This window comes from Parvularcula bermudensis HTCC2503 (assembly GCF_000152825.2).
In the GTDB taxonomy this organism is placed as follows: domain Bacteria; phylum Pseudomonadota; class Alphaproteobacteria; order Caulobacterales; family Parvularculaceae; genus Parvularcula; species Parvularcula bermudensis.
Genome location: NC_014414.1, coordinates 2196600 through 2212095, shown reverse-complemented (window position 1 = coordinate 2212095; position 15496 = coordinate 2196600). Strand labels below are relative to the sequence as shown.

General features: G+C 61.7%; 15 protein-coding genes. 12 read left to right on the top strand and 3 right to left on the bottom strand.

Features of this window, described 5'->3' with window-relative positions; translation table 11 throughout:
- The 4 genes from PB2503_RS10500 to argC are packed head-to-tail and all read left to right on the top strand — an operon-like array spanning position 1 to position 4535.
- Positions 1–1209, top strand: coding sequence for an argininosuccinate synthase (locus PB2503_RS10500; RefSeq protein ID WP_013301235.1), 1209 nt, complete (start codon positions 1–3; stop codon positions 1207–1209).
- Positions 1206–2264, top strand: coding sequence for an acetylornithine deacetylase (locus PB2503_RS10495; protein ID WP_013301234.1), 1059 nt, complete (start codon positions 1206–1208; stop codon positions 2262–2264). Before PB2503_RS10500 ends, PB2503_RS10495 begins: the two co-directional genes overlap by 4 nt.
- A complete protein-coding gene (locus PB2503_RS10490; protein WP_013301233.1) occupies positions 2257–3576 on the top strand; it encodes an acetylglutamate kinase in 1320 nt (439 codons plus the stop codon). The genes PB2503_RS10495 and PB2503_RS10490 overlap by 8 nt, the downstream gene beginning before the upstream one ends.
- Entirely contained in the window at positions 3573–4535 is a 963-nt protein-coding gene (argC, locus tag PB2503_RS10485; RefSeq protein WP_013301232.1) for an N-acetyl-gamma-glutamyl-phosphate reductase, read from the top strand. Before PB2503_RS10490 ends, argC begins: the two co-directional genes overlap by 4 nt.
- Positions 4536–4657: 122 nt before the next feature.
- Here the strand turns inward: argC and PB2503_RS10480 are convergent, their stop codons facing one another.
- Positions 4658–6133 carry a protein adenylyltransferase SelO gene (locus PB2503_RS10480; RefSeq protein WP_013301231.1) on the bottom strand — a complete coding sequence of 492 codons (1476 nt, stop codon included), beginning with the start codon at positions 6131–6133 and terminating at the stop codon, positions 4658–4660.
- Between the two features lie 52 nt (positions 6134–6185).
- Here PB2503_RS10480 and PB2503_RS10475 point away from each other — a divergent pair, with 52 nt between their 5' ends.
- Together PB2503_RS10475 and aat are read left to right on the top strand one after the other, a co-directional pair.
- Complete coding sequence (locus PB2503_RS10475) at positions 6186–7445, top strand: hydrolase (RefSeq protein ID WP_013301230.1); 1260 nt, start codon at positions 6186–6188, stop codon at positions 7443–7445.
- Positions 7446–7588: 143 nt separating this feature from the next.
- Complete coding sequence (gene aat, locus PB2503_RS10470; protein ID WP_013301229.1) at positions 7589–8257, top strand: leucyl/phenylalanyl-tRNA--protein transferase; 669 nt, start codon at positions 7589–7591, stop codon at positions 8255–8257.
- On the opposite strand, the gene PB2503_RS10465 is transcribed toward aat, so the two are convergent.
- Together PB2503_RS10465 and PB2503_RS10460 are read right to left on the bottom strand one after the other, a co-directional pair.
- The gene (locus PB2503_RS10465) at positions 8209–8982 is read right to left on the bottom strand and encodes a DUF2155 domain-containing protein (RefSeq protein ID WP_158305846.1); all 774 of its coding nucleotides are present in this window, start codon (positions 8980–8982) and stop codon (positions 8209–8211) included. The genes aat and PB2503_RS10465 overlap by 49 nt on opposite strands.
- 36 nt (positions 8983–9018) lie before the next feature.
- On the bottom strand, positions 9019–9525 hold the full coding sequence (locus tag PB2503_RS10460) for an NADH:ubiquinone oxidoreductase subunit NDUFA12 (RefSeq protein WP_013301227.1): 507 nt from the start codon (positions 9523–9525) through the stop codon (positions 9019–9021).
- A gap of 9 nt (positions 9526–9534) precedes the next feature.
- On the opposite strand from PB2503_RS10460, the gene crtY reads away from it, so the two are divergent.
- The 6 genes from crtY to PB2503_RS10430 are packed head-to-tail and all read left to right on the top strand — an operon-like array spanning position 9535 to position 14869.
- Entirely contained in the window at positions 9535–10722 is a 1188-nt protein-coding gene (gene crtY, locus PB2503_RS10455) for a lycopene beta-cyclase CrtY (protein ID WP_013301226.1), read from the top strand.
- Positions 10719–12254, top strand: coding sequence for a phytoene desaturase (locus PB2503_RS10450; protein ID WP_013301225.1), 1536 nt, complete (start codon positions 10719–10721; stop codon positions 12252–12254). Before crtY ends, PB2503_RS10450 begins: the two co-directional genes overlap by 4 nt.
- Before the next feature lie 3 nt (positions 12255–12257).
- On the top strand, positions 12258–13223 hold the full coding sequence (locus PB2503_RS10445; protein WP_013301224.1) for a phytoene/squalene synthase family protein: 966 nt from the start codon (positions 12258–12260) through the stop codon (positions 13221–13223).
- Positions 13220–13993: a fatty acid desaturase gene (locus PB2503_RS10440; protein ID WP_202944372.1), complete on the top strand. Its 774-nt coding sequence runs from the start codon at positions 13220–13222 to the stop codon at positions 13991–13993. The genes PB2503_RS10445 and PB2503_RS10440 overlap by 4 nt, the downstream gene beginning before the upstream one ends.
- On the top strand, positions 13990–14544 hold the full coding sequence (locus tag PB2503_RS10435; RefSeq protein WP_013301222.1) for a sterol desaturase family protein: 555 nt from the start codon (positions 13990–13992) through the stop codon (positions 14542–14544). Before PB2503_RS10440 ends, PB2503_RS10435 begins: the two co-directional genes overlap by 4 nt.
- Positions 14537–14869: a hypothetical protein gene (locus PB2503_RS10430; protein ID WP_013301221.1), complete on the top strand. Its 333-nt coding sequence runs from the start codon at positions 14537–14539 to the stop codon at positions 14867–14869. Before PB2503_RS10435 ends, PB2503_RS10430 begins: the two co-directional genes overlap by 8 nt.
- The last annotated feature ends 627 nt before the right edge of the window (positions 14870–15496 follow it).

The following is a 15496-nucleotide window of genomic DNA, read 5'->3' as shown; positions in this document are numbered from 1 at the left end:
ATGAGCCAGAAAGTTGTCCTCGCCTTTTCGGGCGGTCTTGATACCAGCTATTGCGTGTTGGCCTTGAAAAAGGCTGGGTACGAAGTGATTACCTATTTCGTCGACACGGCAGGGCCCGGCAGTGCCGAGGCGAGCCCCGAAGAAGTGGCCGCCCGCGCCAAGGAGCTTGGGGCGGTGGATCACCATAACATCGAGGCGTCGCAGCGCTTGTGGGACGGCATTGTCGTGCCGCTCATCCAAGCGGGGGAGTGGCGGCAGGGCCGTTATCCTCTTCTTTGTGCTGATCGTTATTTGATCGTTGAAGCGGGGATCGAACTCGCCAAATCGGTGGGGGCCGGGGCCATCGCCCATGGCTGCACCGGTATGGGGAATGATCAGGTGCGGTTCGACCGCTCTGCAAGAGCCCTCAGCGACCTTGAGGTCTTGGCCCCTATTCGCGATATCCCCGCCTCGGTGGGGAATGTCCGTGATTATGAGCGGGGGGTCCTCGAGGACGCAGGGTTCGCGGTTCCGGCGTCGCAGAAACGCTATACGATCAACCAGAACCTTCTGGGCACGACGTTTTCCGGTGGGGAAATCGACGAGTGGAAGAAGCCGGACGAGGCTGCTCGCTCGCTGACGGCCGCCCCTGCGGACTGGCCCAGAAGCGCCCATAGCGCGGTGATTGCCTTCGATCAGGGCAAGGCGATCAGCCTCAATGGGCAGGTTCTCAGCGGCCCTGAATTGCTCAGCCGCCTCAATCATGATTTCGGCGCCTATGGTGTCGGCTTTGGGACCTATACCGGCGATACGCTGCCGGGCCTTAAGGGGCGTATTGCTTTCGAGGCGCCGGGTCTTGTCGTCCTTGAGGCGGCGCACCGGGCCCTGGAACACGCGGTGCTGACCGCCGAACAGAACGCCTTCAAGCCCGTGGCGGCGGCGAAATGGGCCGATCTTGTCTATGATGGCGGGTATTTTGATCCCCTGCGCGCGGAAATCGAAGCCTTTATCAGCGCCACCCAGGCGCGGGTGCACGGGGCGGTGACCGTTGAAACCCATGGCGGCCGGGTCGATGCCGTCGAGGTCGACTCGCCGATGATCCTCAAAAGCGATACGGCGGTTTACGCGCAACGGGCCGGGTGGAGCGGTGAGGAAGCCCAGGGCTTCACAAAGCTCTCCGGCCAGTCCTCCGCCCTCTGGTCGGAGGTCGGCAGAAAGGTGACCTCATGACGGCTCCTCTTCAATCAATTCTCGGCCATCTTGAGCAGTTGGTGGCCCATGACACGCAGAACCCGCCGCGCAATTTGAACCCGGAGTCGTCTTTGTTTGCGACGCTGCGAGAGGCGTTGCCGGGCTTTGAGACATCGATCGACGATGGGGGCGAAGGGTGCCTTGGGTTTCTTGCCACAAGGGGAACCACCGACACCTTGTTCAACGTCCATATCGATACGGTGCCGGCCACCGATGCCTGGACAAAGGACCCCTTCACCCTTGAGCGGGGAAATGATCGCGCCATCGGCCTTGGGGCGTGCGATATCAAAGGCGCGGCCGCGTGCCTTCTCGCCGCCGCCGCAGAGACCGATGCACCGGCGGCGTTTCTCTTTACCACCGATGAGGAAGCGGGGTCGAGTGTCGCGGTGCGGCGCTTCCTGGAGACCTCCCCTCGCTATGAAAGGGTCATTGTCGGGGAACCCACCCAGTCGATTGCGGTGACCCGTCACCGGGGGATTTACGCTGGCACCCTCACCCTCGCTGGTGAGGCGGGTCATGCGTCCCAAGGGGGATTGTCGGCGGTTCACGAGGCGGCGCGCTTTATCACCCAGGCCCTGACCGAAAGCTGGGCCAAGGATGACAGGTTGAATTTTGGGCGCATCGAAGGCGGCATCAAACCGAATATGATCGCGCCGTCCTGCGAGATACAGTTCGGCCTGCGGTGTATGCCGGGGGAGAACCCGGATCCGCGGGTCGAACGGCTGCGGGTGCTTGCCGGCGCGGCTCTTGAGACGGATACAACGCGCTTTTGGGGGCCTGCCTTGCCCCCCGCGGATCCCGAGGCCCGGTTCCGTCAGGTGGAGCTCAACGAATATTTCTATGGGCTCGACATCGAAGTTGGCAGTCCGGTGGATTTCTGGACCGAGGCAGCCTTATTTTCCAAAGCAGGGCTGCCCGTGGCCGTTCTTGGGCCAGGGGACATCGCCCAGGCGCACACCGCCGATGAATTCGTGCTCTACGATCATCTGACCACGGCGTATAACGCCTATCTGAAGATCCTGACCGATGGCTGAACCTTCCTTGAGATCGGCCCTGACCGAGCTGCTCGGTCATGTGCAAAACGGCAAAGAGGTACGGGCCTATCTCGACCGCTTCGGTGAGGCGGCGAAGACCCGCTTTGCGATTTTCAAGCTCGGCGGGGCTGTCCTCGAATATGGCTATGAGGAGCTGGCGGCCGCGCTTTCCCTGATCAACACAGTGGGCCTGACGCCGATCGTCGTCCACGGCGCCGGCCCGCAACTCGATCGGGAGGTCAAGGCGCGGGGCCTCGACCGCGGCAAGGTCGATGGCCTGAGGGTCACCGATGACCGGATTGCCGAGCTGGCGGGCACGACGGTGATGGAGATTTCGACGGCCCTTGCGGCTGCCATTGGGCGTGCCGGGGGGCGCGCCGTGCCCCTCCCGCCCATGGCCCTCGCCGCCGATCCCATCGACGAAGCGACCTATGGCCGGGTGGGCGAGCCGACGGGCATCGCCAAATCGCTGATTGAGGACGTCGTTGCCTCGGGCGCGATCCCCATTCTTGGCAGTCTGGGCATTGACCGGACAGGACGTCTACTGAATATCAATGCAGATTCCGTGGCGCGGGCCCTCGCGATCGATTTCGAACCGTTGAAGATCGTCTTTGTGACCGGCACCGGGGGCCTTCTCGACCAAGAGGGTCGGCGGATCCCCGCCATCAATCTCGATGCGGAGCTCGACGGTCTGGTCAAGGATGGCACCGTGCATTCCGGCATGAAGCTGAAACTCGAGGAAATCCAAAAGCTGCTCGACCCGCTGCCCCGGTCGACGTCGGTCTCGATCACCTCGCCCCGCGGTCTCGTCCGTGAACTGTTCACCCATGGGGGCGATGGGACCTTGGTCCGGCGGGGGGAGATCATCACGGCGCATACCCATTTTGAGACCCTCGACATCACCAAGCTCTCAACGCTGATCGAGGATGCCTTCGGCCGTTCCCTCAAGCCCGGCTATCTCGATAATTTGCAGGTCGCAAAGATCTACGCCTCGGCGGATATGCGCGCCGCGGCCGTGGTCATTGAGGTCGAGGGCATGGCTGTTCTCGACAAATTCGCCGTGTCCCGGGGGGCCAGGGGCGAGGGGTTGAGCCATGCGCTGTGGCGGCGGATGAGCGAGGATTTCCCCCTCCTCTTCTGGCGGTCAAGAGCGCAGAATGGCTTCAACGCCTTCTACAGTGAGCGTGCCGATGGGTGCGTCCGCCGCGGCATGTGGCAAGTCTTCTGGCAAGGCGAGATTGACCTTAACACCGTTGCCCCCGCCGTCGCCGCCATCGCCGGTCGGCCCGAAGCGTTCGAGGCCTCCTCATGACGGTATCGGTCGGGATTATTGGGGCCCGGGGCTATGTCGGGCGGGAGCTCTTGCGCCTTCTTGCGGGGCACCCCGAGGTTGAGGTCGTCTATGCAAGCTCAAGGGAATGGGCGGGCCAAGCGCTGGGCAAGGTCTATACTGAATTTGCGGCGACGCCGATCAGTGACCTGGTGTGCGAAGCGCTGGGACCTGAGGAGATGGCGGCGCGTCCGGTCGATGTCGCCTTTCTCGGGCTCCCCAATGGAAAGGCGGCTCCGTTCGTTGCGGCAATCGAGGAAACGTCACCGCAGACCTGCTTGATTGATCTCTCTGCCGATTATCGGGCGGACCCAGCATGGGCCTATGGCCTTCCCGAACTCGGGCGAACAGCGATTGTCGGGGCAAAGCGGATCGCCAATCCCGGCTGCTATGCCACCGCTGCGCAATTAGCGATCGCGCCCCTCGCCTCCCTCTGGCAGGGGCCGGTGACGGTGACCGGCCTTTCGGGCTGGTCAGGGGCGGGGACCACGCCGTCGCGGAAGAACGACCCTGAGGCCCTGCGGGACAATGCCATACCCTATGGTCTGGTGGACCATGGACACGAAGCCGAGATCGCCCACGGGGCGAAGACGGCTGTGCATTTTACGCCGGTCGTTATGCCCTTCTTCCGGGGGCTGGTGGCGCTTGTATCGGGACGGATCGTCGGTCATGCGGACCCGGGTAAGCTGATCGAAGAGGCCTATGAGAAGGAGCCGTTCATCCGCTTGATTGCGGCGCCGGCCGAGCCCGCCGCGGTGGCAGGGTCTCTTCGCGCGGACCTCTCGCTTCCCGTCTGCGCGGCCGAGGGCGACCGCATCGTGCTCTCTTGTGCCCTCGACAATCTCCTCAAGGGGGCGGCGAGCCAAGCCGTCCAGAACTTGAACGTTTCGCTGGGGTTGCCTGAGGGGCTGGGACTGTCTGTCCCTCCACCTTCTGGATAAGCCCCTCCCCCCCTTGCGCGGCGGCGATCCCCCCAAGGGCCGGTATGCCGTTTGCATCGGCACCGTGTAACACTCCTTTACTCATGAGAAAGGCCCGGCGTCCTCAATGCGCTGGGCCTTTCTTATGAGGAGCAGGACACTGCGAGGCCGGCAAGTTCGGGGGGCGGTGGGCCGGCGAGAGGCGCAAGAACTTCAGGTAATTCCTCAAAAGGTGCTGTGAGCGCATTAAAAAGACGATCGAAAAAGACAAGGTCTTGATCTCTCTCCACAGCGCGAATCGCGGTTTCGGCGACCCAATTGCGTAAGGTAATCGCGGGGTTGGCGCGCTCAGCGACCTTTGCTGCCTGTGCGGGGTCGAGGCCCCTCTCCCGCCATCGCTCGCCCCACTCCCCTGCGCCGTCAAAGGGCGGCAGCTCCCCTTCGCCCTCAATCCAGCGGGTCAGCGCCTGGAAACTAGTGGGATAATCCGCGCCAAGGGTCCGCAATCCGGTGAGGAAATCCACCAGGAGCGGCCCATCCTCGGGCTGCGCTGTCTCCATCCCGAATTTCGGGCCATAGGCCGCCCGCCATCCCTCGTCGAATTGAGGACCGAAGCGCTCGAGCCCTTGGACCAGGCGCTCGACCGGGACCAGGGAGGAGAGGGCCACAGCCAGCGCGCGGAGATTCCAGAACACGATCTCCGGCTGACGCCCAAAGGCATATCGCCCCTGGTGGTCGGAGTGATTGCAGATAAAGTTCGGGTCGTAGCGGTCGAGAAAACCATAGGGACCGTAATCTATAGTCAGCCCCAGGATCGACATATTATCGGTGTTGAGCACGCCATGGGCGAAGCCGACCGCCTGCCATTTTGCGCATAGATGCGCGGTCCGCTCAACAACCCGATCGAAGAACTGGCCGTAAGGGTCGGCGCTATCCGCAAGGTCGGTGTCGAATTCCCCAATGACCCAATCCGCAAGGGCTTTGACATGGGCAGTCTCTCCCCGGTGATGGAAGTACTCAAAATGGCCAAAGCGCACATGGGTCGGGGCAAAGCGCGCCATCACGGCGCCCGGCTCAAGGGTCTCTCGCTGGACTCCCTCATGACTGGCCACGATAGAGAGCGCGCGGGTCGTCGGCACGCCGAGGGCCGCCATATGTTCGGATGCGAGATACTCCCGAATGACCGATCGCAGGACCGCCCGGCCGTCCCCGAACCGGGAAAAGGGCGTCCGCCCCGCCCCTTTCAATTGCAGCTCAAAGGGGCCGTCGCGCCCCACGCCTTCGGCGATGGTGATCGCCCGTCCATCGCCAAGCTGGGGGACGAAATGGCCGAATTGATGGCCCGCATAGACCGTCGCAAAGGATCTGGGCGCGTCAGTCTGGGCGGACGCCTCATGACCGGCCAGAAGGCGGGTCAGCGCCGTGCGGTCCGCCGCGGCCATCAGTCCCACCGCCGGCAGCGCCGCGTGATTGAGATGGATGAGCTGGGGGTCGAGGCCCACCCTCTCCGCCTCTTGCGGGTGCCACAGGGCGTTGGGCAATTGAGTGAAACGCAGGGCGAGAACATTCGCCTGAAACAGCGAATGACGATCGGTCGCCGGTCTATTGGAAAGGGCCATAGATCGAAGGTAGGTGCTCGCCTCCGGAAAGGGAAAGGGGCAGAAGGAAAGAATGACCGAAGTGGATCTTCTGACGGCCGAGGAGCGCGACCTTCTCGCTCAACTGGATGACCGAGGCGAGGCCATGCTGGCCACGACCATTGACTGGGCCCGCCACAATACGGGCAGCACCAATGTCGACGGCCTTGAGCGCTTTGCGCCGATTTTGGCGGATGTCTTCAGCGCCCTCGAAGGGGAGGTGCGGCTTGACGCGGGCGATCCGTTCCATTTGATCGGTGCCAATGGGGAGCCGGAGGCGACCGAGACTGGCCCGATATTGCGGGTATCCGCGCGGACCGATGCGCCGGTGCGGGTTGTCTTCACAGGGCATTATGACACCGTCTTTCCCCCGGGGACCTTCACGGAGATCACCGATCTTGGGGGCGGCGTCTATAACGGGCCTGGCCTTGCCGACATGAAGGGGGGGCTCGTGCTGATGCGCGAAGCGCTCCTTGCTTTCGAGGCGAGCCCGCTGCGGGATCGTCTGGGCTATGAGATCGTCATCACCCCCGATGAGGAGATCGGTAACTTCGCCAGCGCCAATGCCTTAATCGCCGCCGCCCAGAGCGGGGTGCATCTCGGCATGACCTATGAGCCGGCGCTGGAAGGCGGCGCCCTTGCGGCGGCCCGAAAGGGGTCGGCGGTGATCGACATCGTGGTACGCGGTCGTGCCGTTCACGCCGGGCGCGCCAAGGCGGAGGGCCGCTCTGCCCTCGAAGCGGCGGCATGGCTAACCTGTGAGCTTGAGGCGCTGAACGCACGATATGACGGCGTGACCGTCAATGTCGGGGCGATCGAAGGGGGCGCACCGGTGAATATCGTGCCCGACCTGGCTATCTTGCGGGTCGGATGCCGTGCCCCCGACGGGGCGGCCGCCGCCTGGTGCCAGGGGGAAATTGATCGTCTCGTCCACACGGTCAATCAGCGTGACGGGATCTCCGCTCACCTCCATGGCGGTTTTTATCGTCCCCCCAAGCCGCGGAATGCGGCGCAGGACGCCCTGATCGAGGCTGTGGATCGCACGGGTCGGGCTCTTGGTCTCTCCCTCAGTTTCATCGATTCAGGCGGGGTCTGTGAGGGAAACAATTTGTTTGCGGCGGGGGTGCCCAATATCGATACGCTCGGGGTGCGCGGCGGCCGCATTCATTCCCATGAAGAGTTCGTCGAAGCGGACAGCTTTGTCGAACGGGCGAGATTATCCGCGTTATTACTGGCCCGCCTGGCCAGCGGCGAGATCGACGGACCGCGCCTCAGGCAATTGATGACTGCCTAGGGCCTTATTGATCAAGTGGCCCCGCGAAACGCCACTAGACCTTTGTTTTATCGCATTTTCTTCACGCCAATCGGTGCCCCCTTCGCTTGAAAATCATGTGAAAGCGTCGTGACGTTCGGTGAAAAACAGCGCAAACTCGATCAATGTCGAAACCCCAACCCCCCAGCCGTCTGACGACAGATCTTCTCCTTCAGGCCTATCGCATCGGGTATTTTCCGATGGCGGAAGATCGATTTGCAAAGGAGGTTTTTTGGGTCAGGCCGGATATTCGCGGGGTGATTCCGCTAAAGGGATTTCACCTCCCCAAATCCCTGCGCAAGGTCGTTCGGCAGGACCGATTTGAGGTACGACTGAATACAGCCTTTCGCGAGGTGATGCGCGGATGCGCCGCGCCCCGCACAAACCGGGAGCAGACCTGGATCAATGGGCAGATCCTCGACGTCTATGATCGCCTCCACCTTCAGGGGAATGCGCACTCCATCGAAAGCTGGCGAGACGGGCAACTGGTCGGTGGCCTCTATGGGGTCTCCATTGGGGGAGCGTTTTTCGGTGAAAGTATGTTCTCGACCGAGACCGATGCCAGCAAGGTGGCGCTGGTGCATCTCGTCGGGCGCCTCCTCGCGGGCGGGTTCCGGCTCCTCGATGCGCAGTTTCAGAACGATCATCTGACCCAATTCGGCGCGCAGGAAATCGTCGCAAAGGAATATCAGCATATGCTGAACGAGGCGCTGGCCGTGAAGGGCGACATGACCGCCCTGCCCGCTCAAATCCGCGGGTCGACCATCTTACAATCGATCACCCAGACATCGTAGACCGGGTGCTCCATCGCGTTGAGCGACGGCGAGGAGGCGAACATCCACCCTTTGAATACGTCCTCTCCCAAGGCTTCTGTGTCGATCACATTCTCCTGGGCGAGGGCGGATGGCGGCGTGTCTGCCTCAGCCCCCGAGGACATTTGCGTGCCGGGGAGTTGGAGTGTCGACCGAGGCGCCTCGACTTGCATCGCCTCCCGCTCGGCCCGCGCATCCCGGGCCCGCTGTCCCTGCACATCGCCGTCCCCTGCATAGACTTCGAGGAAGACCGTGGTCTCAGGCGGTTCTTCGGGGGGGCGCCGATCGCAGGTGCGCGGCAGCAGGGTGAGGGGGCCGAAGGCGGCGGTTTCCCCCAAGGGAATGGTGATATCGGTAAAGGTGGCGGTGATCTTGTCGAGCGCCCGCAAGGTTACCGCGACCGGCTCCAGCGGATTGTCGGTCTTGGCATTATAGGTGAGGGCCCCAAAGCCCGCCCCGGAAGAGGAGCGCATCAGGCGATCGAGTTCTGAGATCTCGTCCTGGTTGTCGTCCGAGGGCGGCGGCAGCACCACGTCCCATCCGAGCTGATACTCGCCTTCCGCCGCTTCTTCGGCACTGAGGGGAATGGTTGGCGTATCGGGAACGGATTGGGCCGAGGCGGCACCGAAAAGGAGGCCGATCATCGATCCCGTGACCTTCCCCCCAATGGACCGTCCCTTAGCCCCTTCCCTGGCGTCACGCCTCATGCCCATCGATCTTTCTCCTCCGCCCAGACGGATGATTTAGGCGTTTTCCGGCGACCACGCTTCATAAGTATCGTCCACGTCCACCGGGTCCCCCGCCCGTGCCAGCGAGCCTTTGGGGCGATAGGCGAGAGGGGTGCCGGTCATATTGGGGAGATAGGGCTGCTCGAACTTCTTCACCGGCAAGGGGGCGATTGTCGGGGGCTCGGCAACAATGTGGTTGAGCCATCCAAACCAGTCCGGCGGCACCCGGCTGGCCTCGGCCACGCCGTGATAAACAACCCAGCGTCGGCGGCGCCCCCCCCCATCGGGATGGGACGGCGCCCCGGTTTCTTCGAAATAGCGGTTTCCCTGATCGTCCTTGCCGATCAGCTTCCCGCCCGATTTGGCGATTTGGAGGGACGTCCCGAACGTGGCACCGTGCCACCAGATGAAGAGGCGTTTGATGAAGCTCAGCATAACGGACTTATCGTCGGGCTCGCCCCGCGTGTCCAGCGTTTCGGCCCTTGGTTTCGCTCTCTGGCGAAAGACGGCAATTGGGCCCATACCCCTCTTATGACTTCCTATGACGTGCTGTTCGCCGGGGCGGGCCTTGCCAGCAGCCTGACCGCCTACCGGTTGGCGCGACGCACCCCATCCCTCCATATCGGTATGGTCGAGCAAGGCGCCGCTGTGGGCGGCAACCATACATGGTGCTTCCACGAAACCGATATCGCGCCCGCGATCCTTGAGGGCCTCAAGCCCTTCATCCTGAAACGATGGCCGGGACAATCCGTGCGGTTCCCCGGTCATGACCGCGACCTTCCCACCCCCTATTGCGCCATGACCTCCCAGCGCTTGGCGGCCGTTTTGTCCGGGGTCCCCTCGATTGACGTGATCACCGGCGCACAGGTCACAAAGGCGACGGCGGATCGTCTCATCCTCGCCGACGGTCGAGAGCTGTCGGCGCCATGCGTCTTTGATGGGCGTGGACCCGGACGGGTGCGGCATATGCGTCTTGGGTTCCAGAAATTCCTCGGTCTTGAGGTGACCTTGGCTGCCCCCCACGGCCTTAACCAACCGATCATCATGGATGCGACCGTACCGCAGACCGACGGCTACCGCTTTGTCTATGTCCTGCCCTTCAGCGAAACCGAGCTGTTGATCGAGGACACCTATTACGCCGACGGCTTTGACCTCTCAGAATCGCATTTAGAGGCGGAAATTATCCATTATGCCGCGCGCAAGGGATGGACGATCGCGACGATCTCTCGGCGGGAGCAAGGCGTTCTTCCGATTGTGCTCGAAGGGGATTTCGAGGCTTTCTGGGCGGAGCGCCGGACAGGGGCGGTCCCCATTGGACTTGCCGCCGGCCTGTTCCATCCCGTCACCGGCTATTCCGTTCCCGATGCGGCCACCCTCGCCGACCGCCTGGGCCGGGACACCCCCCTCACCTCGGATCGTGTGAGACCCATAGTCGAGGACTATGCCAGGGATCGCTGGAGCGCCCACGGCTTCTACCGCCTGCTCAATCGACTGTTGTTCCGCGCCGCCGCGCCGGACCAGCGGTATATTGTCTTAGAGCGCTTCTATCGGTTGCCCATTCCCCTGATCGAGCGATTTTATGCGGGAGAGACAAATACGGGCGACAAGTTGAGGGTGCTGGCGGGCAAGCCGCCTGTCCCCCTGATGAGGGCGATCTCCGCCTTGCGCCCCCAGCCGCTTGGCCATAGCGCCGGGATGAGAGAAGGGATTTTGGGATGACCGGACAGAAAGAGGCCGGACAGAAAGAGGCGTGTGTCATCGGCGGTGGATTTGGGGGCTTGGCGCTGGCGTGTCGTCTCCAAGCCGCCGGGCTCGCCACCACCCTTATTGAGGGGCGGGATAAACTCGGCGGCCGGGCCTATGTCTACTCCCTTGAGGGCTATACGTTCGATGCGGGCCCCACCGTGGTGACGGACCCCTCCGCCCTCGAAGAAATCTTTGCGATGGCGGGGCGGCGCCTCTCCGATTATGTCGAATTGCTCAATGTTGACCCCCTCTATCGTCTCCATTGGGAGGATGGGTACAGTTTCGATTATGCGAAGGATGAGGAGCATCTCCTCTCCCAAATCCGCGCGAAAAATCCCAAGGACGTTGAGGGCTATCGTAAATTCTACCGCTATTCCGAAGCGGTGTTCAAAGAGGGCTACGAAAAGCTCGGGGCCGTGCCGTTCTTGAATTTCTGGTCGATGGTCAAGGCAGCCCCCCAATTGACGACGCTCCAGGCCTTTCGGTCGGTCTATGGCCGGGTGGCGGATTTCATCGAGGACGAGCAACTCCGCCAGGCTTTTAGCTTCCACACGCTTTTGGTGGGGGGAGATCCGCACAAAACCTCGTCGATCTATGCGTTGATCCACGCGCTTGAGCGCAAATGGGGGGTCTGGTTCCCGCGCGGCGGCACCGGCGCCTTGATCGAGGGGCTTGGACGTCTGTTCACCGATCTTGGCGGGACGCTGAGGCTTGAGGATCCGGTGACGGATCTCAAAGTTCAAAACGACCGAATCACTCAGGTCACGACCGAAAGCGGCTGGTCCCATCAATTCGACGCCGTCGCCTCGAATGCCGATATCGTTCATACCTATGACAATCTGCTCGGCGGCTCAAAACGCGGCCCGCAGGCGGCAAAGGGGCTGAAACAAAAGCGGTTTTCGAATTCCCTGTTCGTTACCTATTTTGGGACCAAAAAGCAGTATCCCGACATTGCCCACCACTCGATCCTGTTCGGACCACGTTATCGTGAGTTGATCGCCGAGATCTTTTCAGGGCCGCAATTACCGAACGATTTTTCGCTCTATCTGCATCGGCCCACGGCGACCGATCCGGGTCTCGCGCCGCCGGGATGCGATGCGTTCTATGTCCTCTCGCCTGTGCCCAACCTCGAAAAGGCCGGGATCGATTGGTCAGTCACCGGGCCGGAATATCAAGAGCGCATTCTTGCCTATCTTGAGGAGCGCTATTTGCCCGGCCTTCGCGACAATCTCGCTGTCACCCACCGCTTCACCCCGGCGGATTTCAAAGACAAGTTGAACGCCCATGTCGGATCGGCCTTCAGTCTCGAACCGGTTTTGACGCAGTCCGCCTACTTCCGCCTTCATAATCGAGACGATAAAATCGGAAATCTGTATTTCGTGGGGGCAGGGACCCATCCCGGTGCCGGTATTCCCGGTGTGGTGGGGTCGGCAAAGGCCACCGCCGGGTTGATGATCGAGGATATGGGGCTCTCGCGCTCAAACAGGGGACCAAAGGCGGCATAAACGGTGAGTAGCGATATTGAGACCATAGCTGAGCACGCCGAGGCGACGATCTCCAAGGGATCGAAGAGCTTCGCCTTGGCGTCGCTCCTCTTCCGCCCGAATATGAGGCGTCATGCCCAGATGCTGTATAGCTGGTGCCGCTATTGCGACGATGTGATTGATGGCCAAAATCTCGGGTTCGATGCCGCGCCCCATGATCCGGCGGCGCATATTCCGCGGGCAAAGGACCTCGACTATCTCCACCGCAATACCCTCGCCGCCATCGAAGGGCGGGATGTTGCCGCCCTTCCCTTTGCAGCCTTGCGAGAAGTGGTGGCCGCGACGGATATGCCGGCCGTCCACCCCCTCGCCCTGCTTCGAGGGTTCGAGATGGATGTCGACCAGCGCGCCTATGACGATCTCGAAGCGCTGCTCGAATATTGCTATCATGTCGCTGGCGTTGTCGGCGTGATGATGGCGATCATCATGGGCGTCGATCCGGAGGACGACAATACGCTCAACCGCGCCTCCGACCTTGGGATTGCCTTCCAGCTGACCAATATCTGCCGTGACGTCATCGACGATGCGCATATAGAGCGAATTTATCTGCCAACGGACCTTTTGTGGCGTGAGGGCTTGGTGCCGACCCCTGCGGTGGTACGCGATCCCGCCAATCGCGAGCGCGTGTGGCGAGTGGCCCAAACGCTGCTCGACGAGGCCGATAAATATTATCGCTCTGCGGGGCCCGGCGTTCGCCGTTTGCCGATCCGTGCAGGGTTCGCGGTGGCGGCGGCCCGCGGCGTCTACCGCGATATCGGGCGGGTCGTGCGCGCCCGTGGCCGGGCGGCGTGGGATGTTCGTGCCCGGACCAGTCGGCGTCGTAAATTGGCCCTGGCGGGCCTTGGATGTCTCCAAGGGGCTGGCTCGAAATCGATGTTCTTCCTCGCCCCACCGGAGCGGCCGAAATTGTGGACCCGACCGGCGACGTGACGGCTTCCCCCCGCCCTCAGACCACAATCCCTGTACGCCAGGCCCTTTGGGGCTTGAGCCTTGCCGGGGCGATCATCGCGGCGTGGGTCTTTATGCATATCGGGTTTGTGTTTTTCGCTCCGCTCGATCCGATCGTCTTGGCCTTGGCGCCGGTTATCATCCTTCTTCAAAGCTGGCTGAGCGTAGGGCTCTTCATCATCAGTCACGATGCGATTCATGGGTCGCTGGCGCCAGGCCGTCCGGCGTTCAATCGGGCCATGGGGCGTTTGTGCATGACGCTTTATGCCGGCTTTGATTTTGATCGCATGGCCGCGGCGCATCATCGGCATCATCGTTCGCCGGGAACGGCGGCGGACCCGGATTTTTCCGTGGACAGCCCAGACCGGCCGTTACCCTGGTTCGGCGCGTTCTTTCGGCGATATTTCGGGTGGCGACCCTTTTTGACCGTCAATGCCGTGGTGTTCACCTATTGGCTGGTGCTTGGGGCGAACCCGGTCAATATCGTTTTGTTCTATGGGGTGCCCGCCCTCCTCTCGGCGGGGCAGCTCTTCTATTTCGGGACGTTCCTGCCTCACCGCCATGAGCGCCAGGGGTTTGCGGATCATCATCGCGCCCGGTCGGTCCGGTCCCCCTATATGCTGTCCCTGGTGACGTGTTATCATTTTGGGGGCTATCATCACGAACATCATCTCTTTCCCCATGAGCCCTGGTGGCGTCTGCCGCAGCGAGGGGGATGGGAACGGGACCGGAGAAAAAGGACAGGGCCATGACCTTGGCACTCTGGCAGAAAATCACGCTTGTTCTCGGATCGGCGGCCTTGATGGAGGGGTTTGCCTGGTGGGCCCACCGCTACATCATGCATGGGTGGGGGTGGGCTTGGCACCGCGATCACCACGAGCCCCACGATAAGGTGTTTGAAAAGAACGACTTGTTCGCCGTTGTGTTCGGCAGCTTTGCCTTTGGTCTGTTTATTGTCGGCTATCTCTATTGGCCGCCGGTCTGGTATGTCGCCGCTGGGATTACGCTCTACGGTCTTCTCTATGCCTTTGTGCATGATGGTTTGGTCCATCAGCGCTGGCCCTGGCACTTCATGCCCAAGCGCGGCTATCTCCGCCGGTTGGTGCAAGCGCACAAGCTGCACCACGCGGTGACGACGCAAGGCGGCAATGTCAGCTTTGGATTTGTTCTCGCCCCTGACCCCCGGCATTTACGCGAAAAGCTACGACAGTTTCGGGCGGAGCGTCATCGCGCCCTTGCGGCGGAGGGGGCATCATCGTCAGACCCCCGTGTTCCCCCCTTTAGGAAGGTACAAGATGTATAGATCAGCGATCGTTTCAATTTGCATGGTGCTTGTCTCCGCTTGTGGGTCGGATTCAAGCCCATCGGCGCTGAAGAAGGCCTATGTGAATACGTGCTCGCGAGATGTCGGCGGATGGGCCGATCAGGGCTTTGAAAGCAAGGCAGACTGTCAATGCTATAACGCTTTCATGCCGGAAATGGCGGGTCTTGAAAGTGCCAAGGCCAATCTCGCCCTTCTCGACTCGGGATCGGCGGATGCCGTCGATGATTTCAACCGCGCAAATGCAATTGCCAAGAGCACACGTAGTGAGGCACGGTCCCAGGCGATCGATAAATGTTTGCTGTGAGGCACGCTGACATCATTGCGAGCGAGGGGCCAAAAAATGTCGGCGGCACACCCAATCGTCTTGGGCGAAGGCACACAATGACAAGGGGCGCGTAACACAGGCGCCGCAGGGATTTTTTGGGTCAGCGAGGGCGGTATCGGAGGACGACGCTCAACATATGTTGACGTCGGTCCTCGACCAGTAGTGCCCTATTCAGTGACCGATGTGGTTTATTGGTTCTTTCTTGCGCGAGACGACATGCATGTCAGGCCAGTATAGCGCATGCGAAAGGCGGGCCTCCGTTCCTCGGACGTGAAGTCGTCCCCGATCGCATCGCGTTTAGCGAGGGCCGCCTCGTATTGATTGGGGGAAATCGATCCGCTCTGAGCGACCAGAAAGTCATACCACGCATAAGCGCGTTGTTCCGCACTCAGCTTCTTGGCGCTTTGGGCCAGCTCCCGGCAACAGGGCCGGATCTGCCGTTCTTCGGCCTTTCGTTTTGCCTCGTTAGGAATAGCCTTTGAATAGCCTTCCAACATATCGGCGCAGCCTGATCGAATATCTGAACTCGATTTGTTCTCATAAGAAACGCCCGTAGATGTTTTCGGACCGCCGCAAGCCGCAAGAAACAAGAGGCCTACTGATAAG

Excerpts from the sequence above, each read along its gene's own strand:
- PB2503_RS10500 (WP_013301235.1), top strand. The coding sequence starts at position 1 with ATGAGCCAGAAAGTTGTCCTCGCCTTTTCGGGCGGTCTTGATACCAGC.
- aat (WP_013301229.1), top strand. The coding sequence starts at position 7,589 with ATGTCGAAACCCCAACCCCCCAGCCGTCTGACGACAGATCTTCTCCTT.
- PB2503_RS10465 (WP_158305846.1), bottom strand. The coding sequence starts at position 8,982 with ATGAGGCGTGACGCCAGGGAAGGGGCTAAGGGACGGTCCATTGGGGGG.
- PB2503_RS10495 (WP_013301234.1), top strand. The coding sequence starts at position 1,206 with ATGACGGCTCCTCTTCAATCAATTCTCGGCCATCTTGAGCAGTTGGTG.
- PB2503_RS10480 (WP_013301231.1), bottom strand. The coding sequence starts at position 6,133 with ATGGCCCTTTCCAATAGACCGGCGACCGATCGTCATTCGCTGTTTCAG.
- crtY (WP_013301226.1), top strand. The coding sequence starts at position 9,535 with ATGACTTCCTATGACGTGCTGTTCGCCGGGGCGGGCCTTGCCAGCAGC.
- PB2503_RS10475 (WP_013301230.1), top strand. The coding sequence starts at position 6,186 with ATGACCGAAGTGGATCTTCTGACGGCCGAGGAGCGCGACCTTCTCGCT.
- argC (WP_013301232.1), top strand. The coding sequence starts at position 3,573 with ATGACGGTATCGGTCGGGATTATTGGGGCCCGGGGCTATGTCGGGCGG.
- PB2503_RS10490 (WP_013301233.1), top strand. The coding sequence starts at position 2,257 with ATGGCTGAACCTTCCTTGAGATCGGCCCTGACCGAGCTGCTCGGTCAT.
- PB2503_RS10450 (WP_013301225.1), top strand. The coding sequence starts at position 10,719 with ATGACCGGACAGAAAGAGGCCGGACAGAAAGAGGCGTGTGTCATCGGC.
- PB2503_RS10430 (WP_013301221.1), top strand. The coding sequence starts at position 14,537 with ATGTATAGATCAGCGATCGTTTCAATTTGCATGGTGCTTGTCTCCGCT.
- PB2503_RS10435 (WP_013301222.1), top strand. The coding sequence starts at position 13,990 with ATGACCTTGGCACTCTGGCAGAAAATCACGCTTGTTCTCGGATCGGCG.
- PB2503_RS10460 (WP_013301227.1), bottom strand. The coding sequence starts at position 9,525 with ATGGGCCCAATTGCCGTCTTTCGCCAGAGAGCGAAACCAAGGGCCGAA.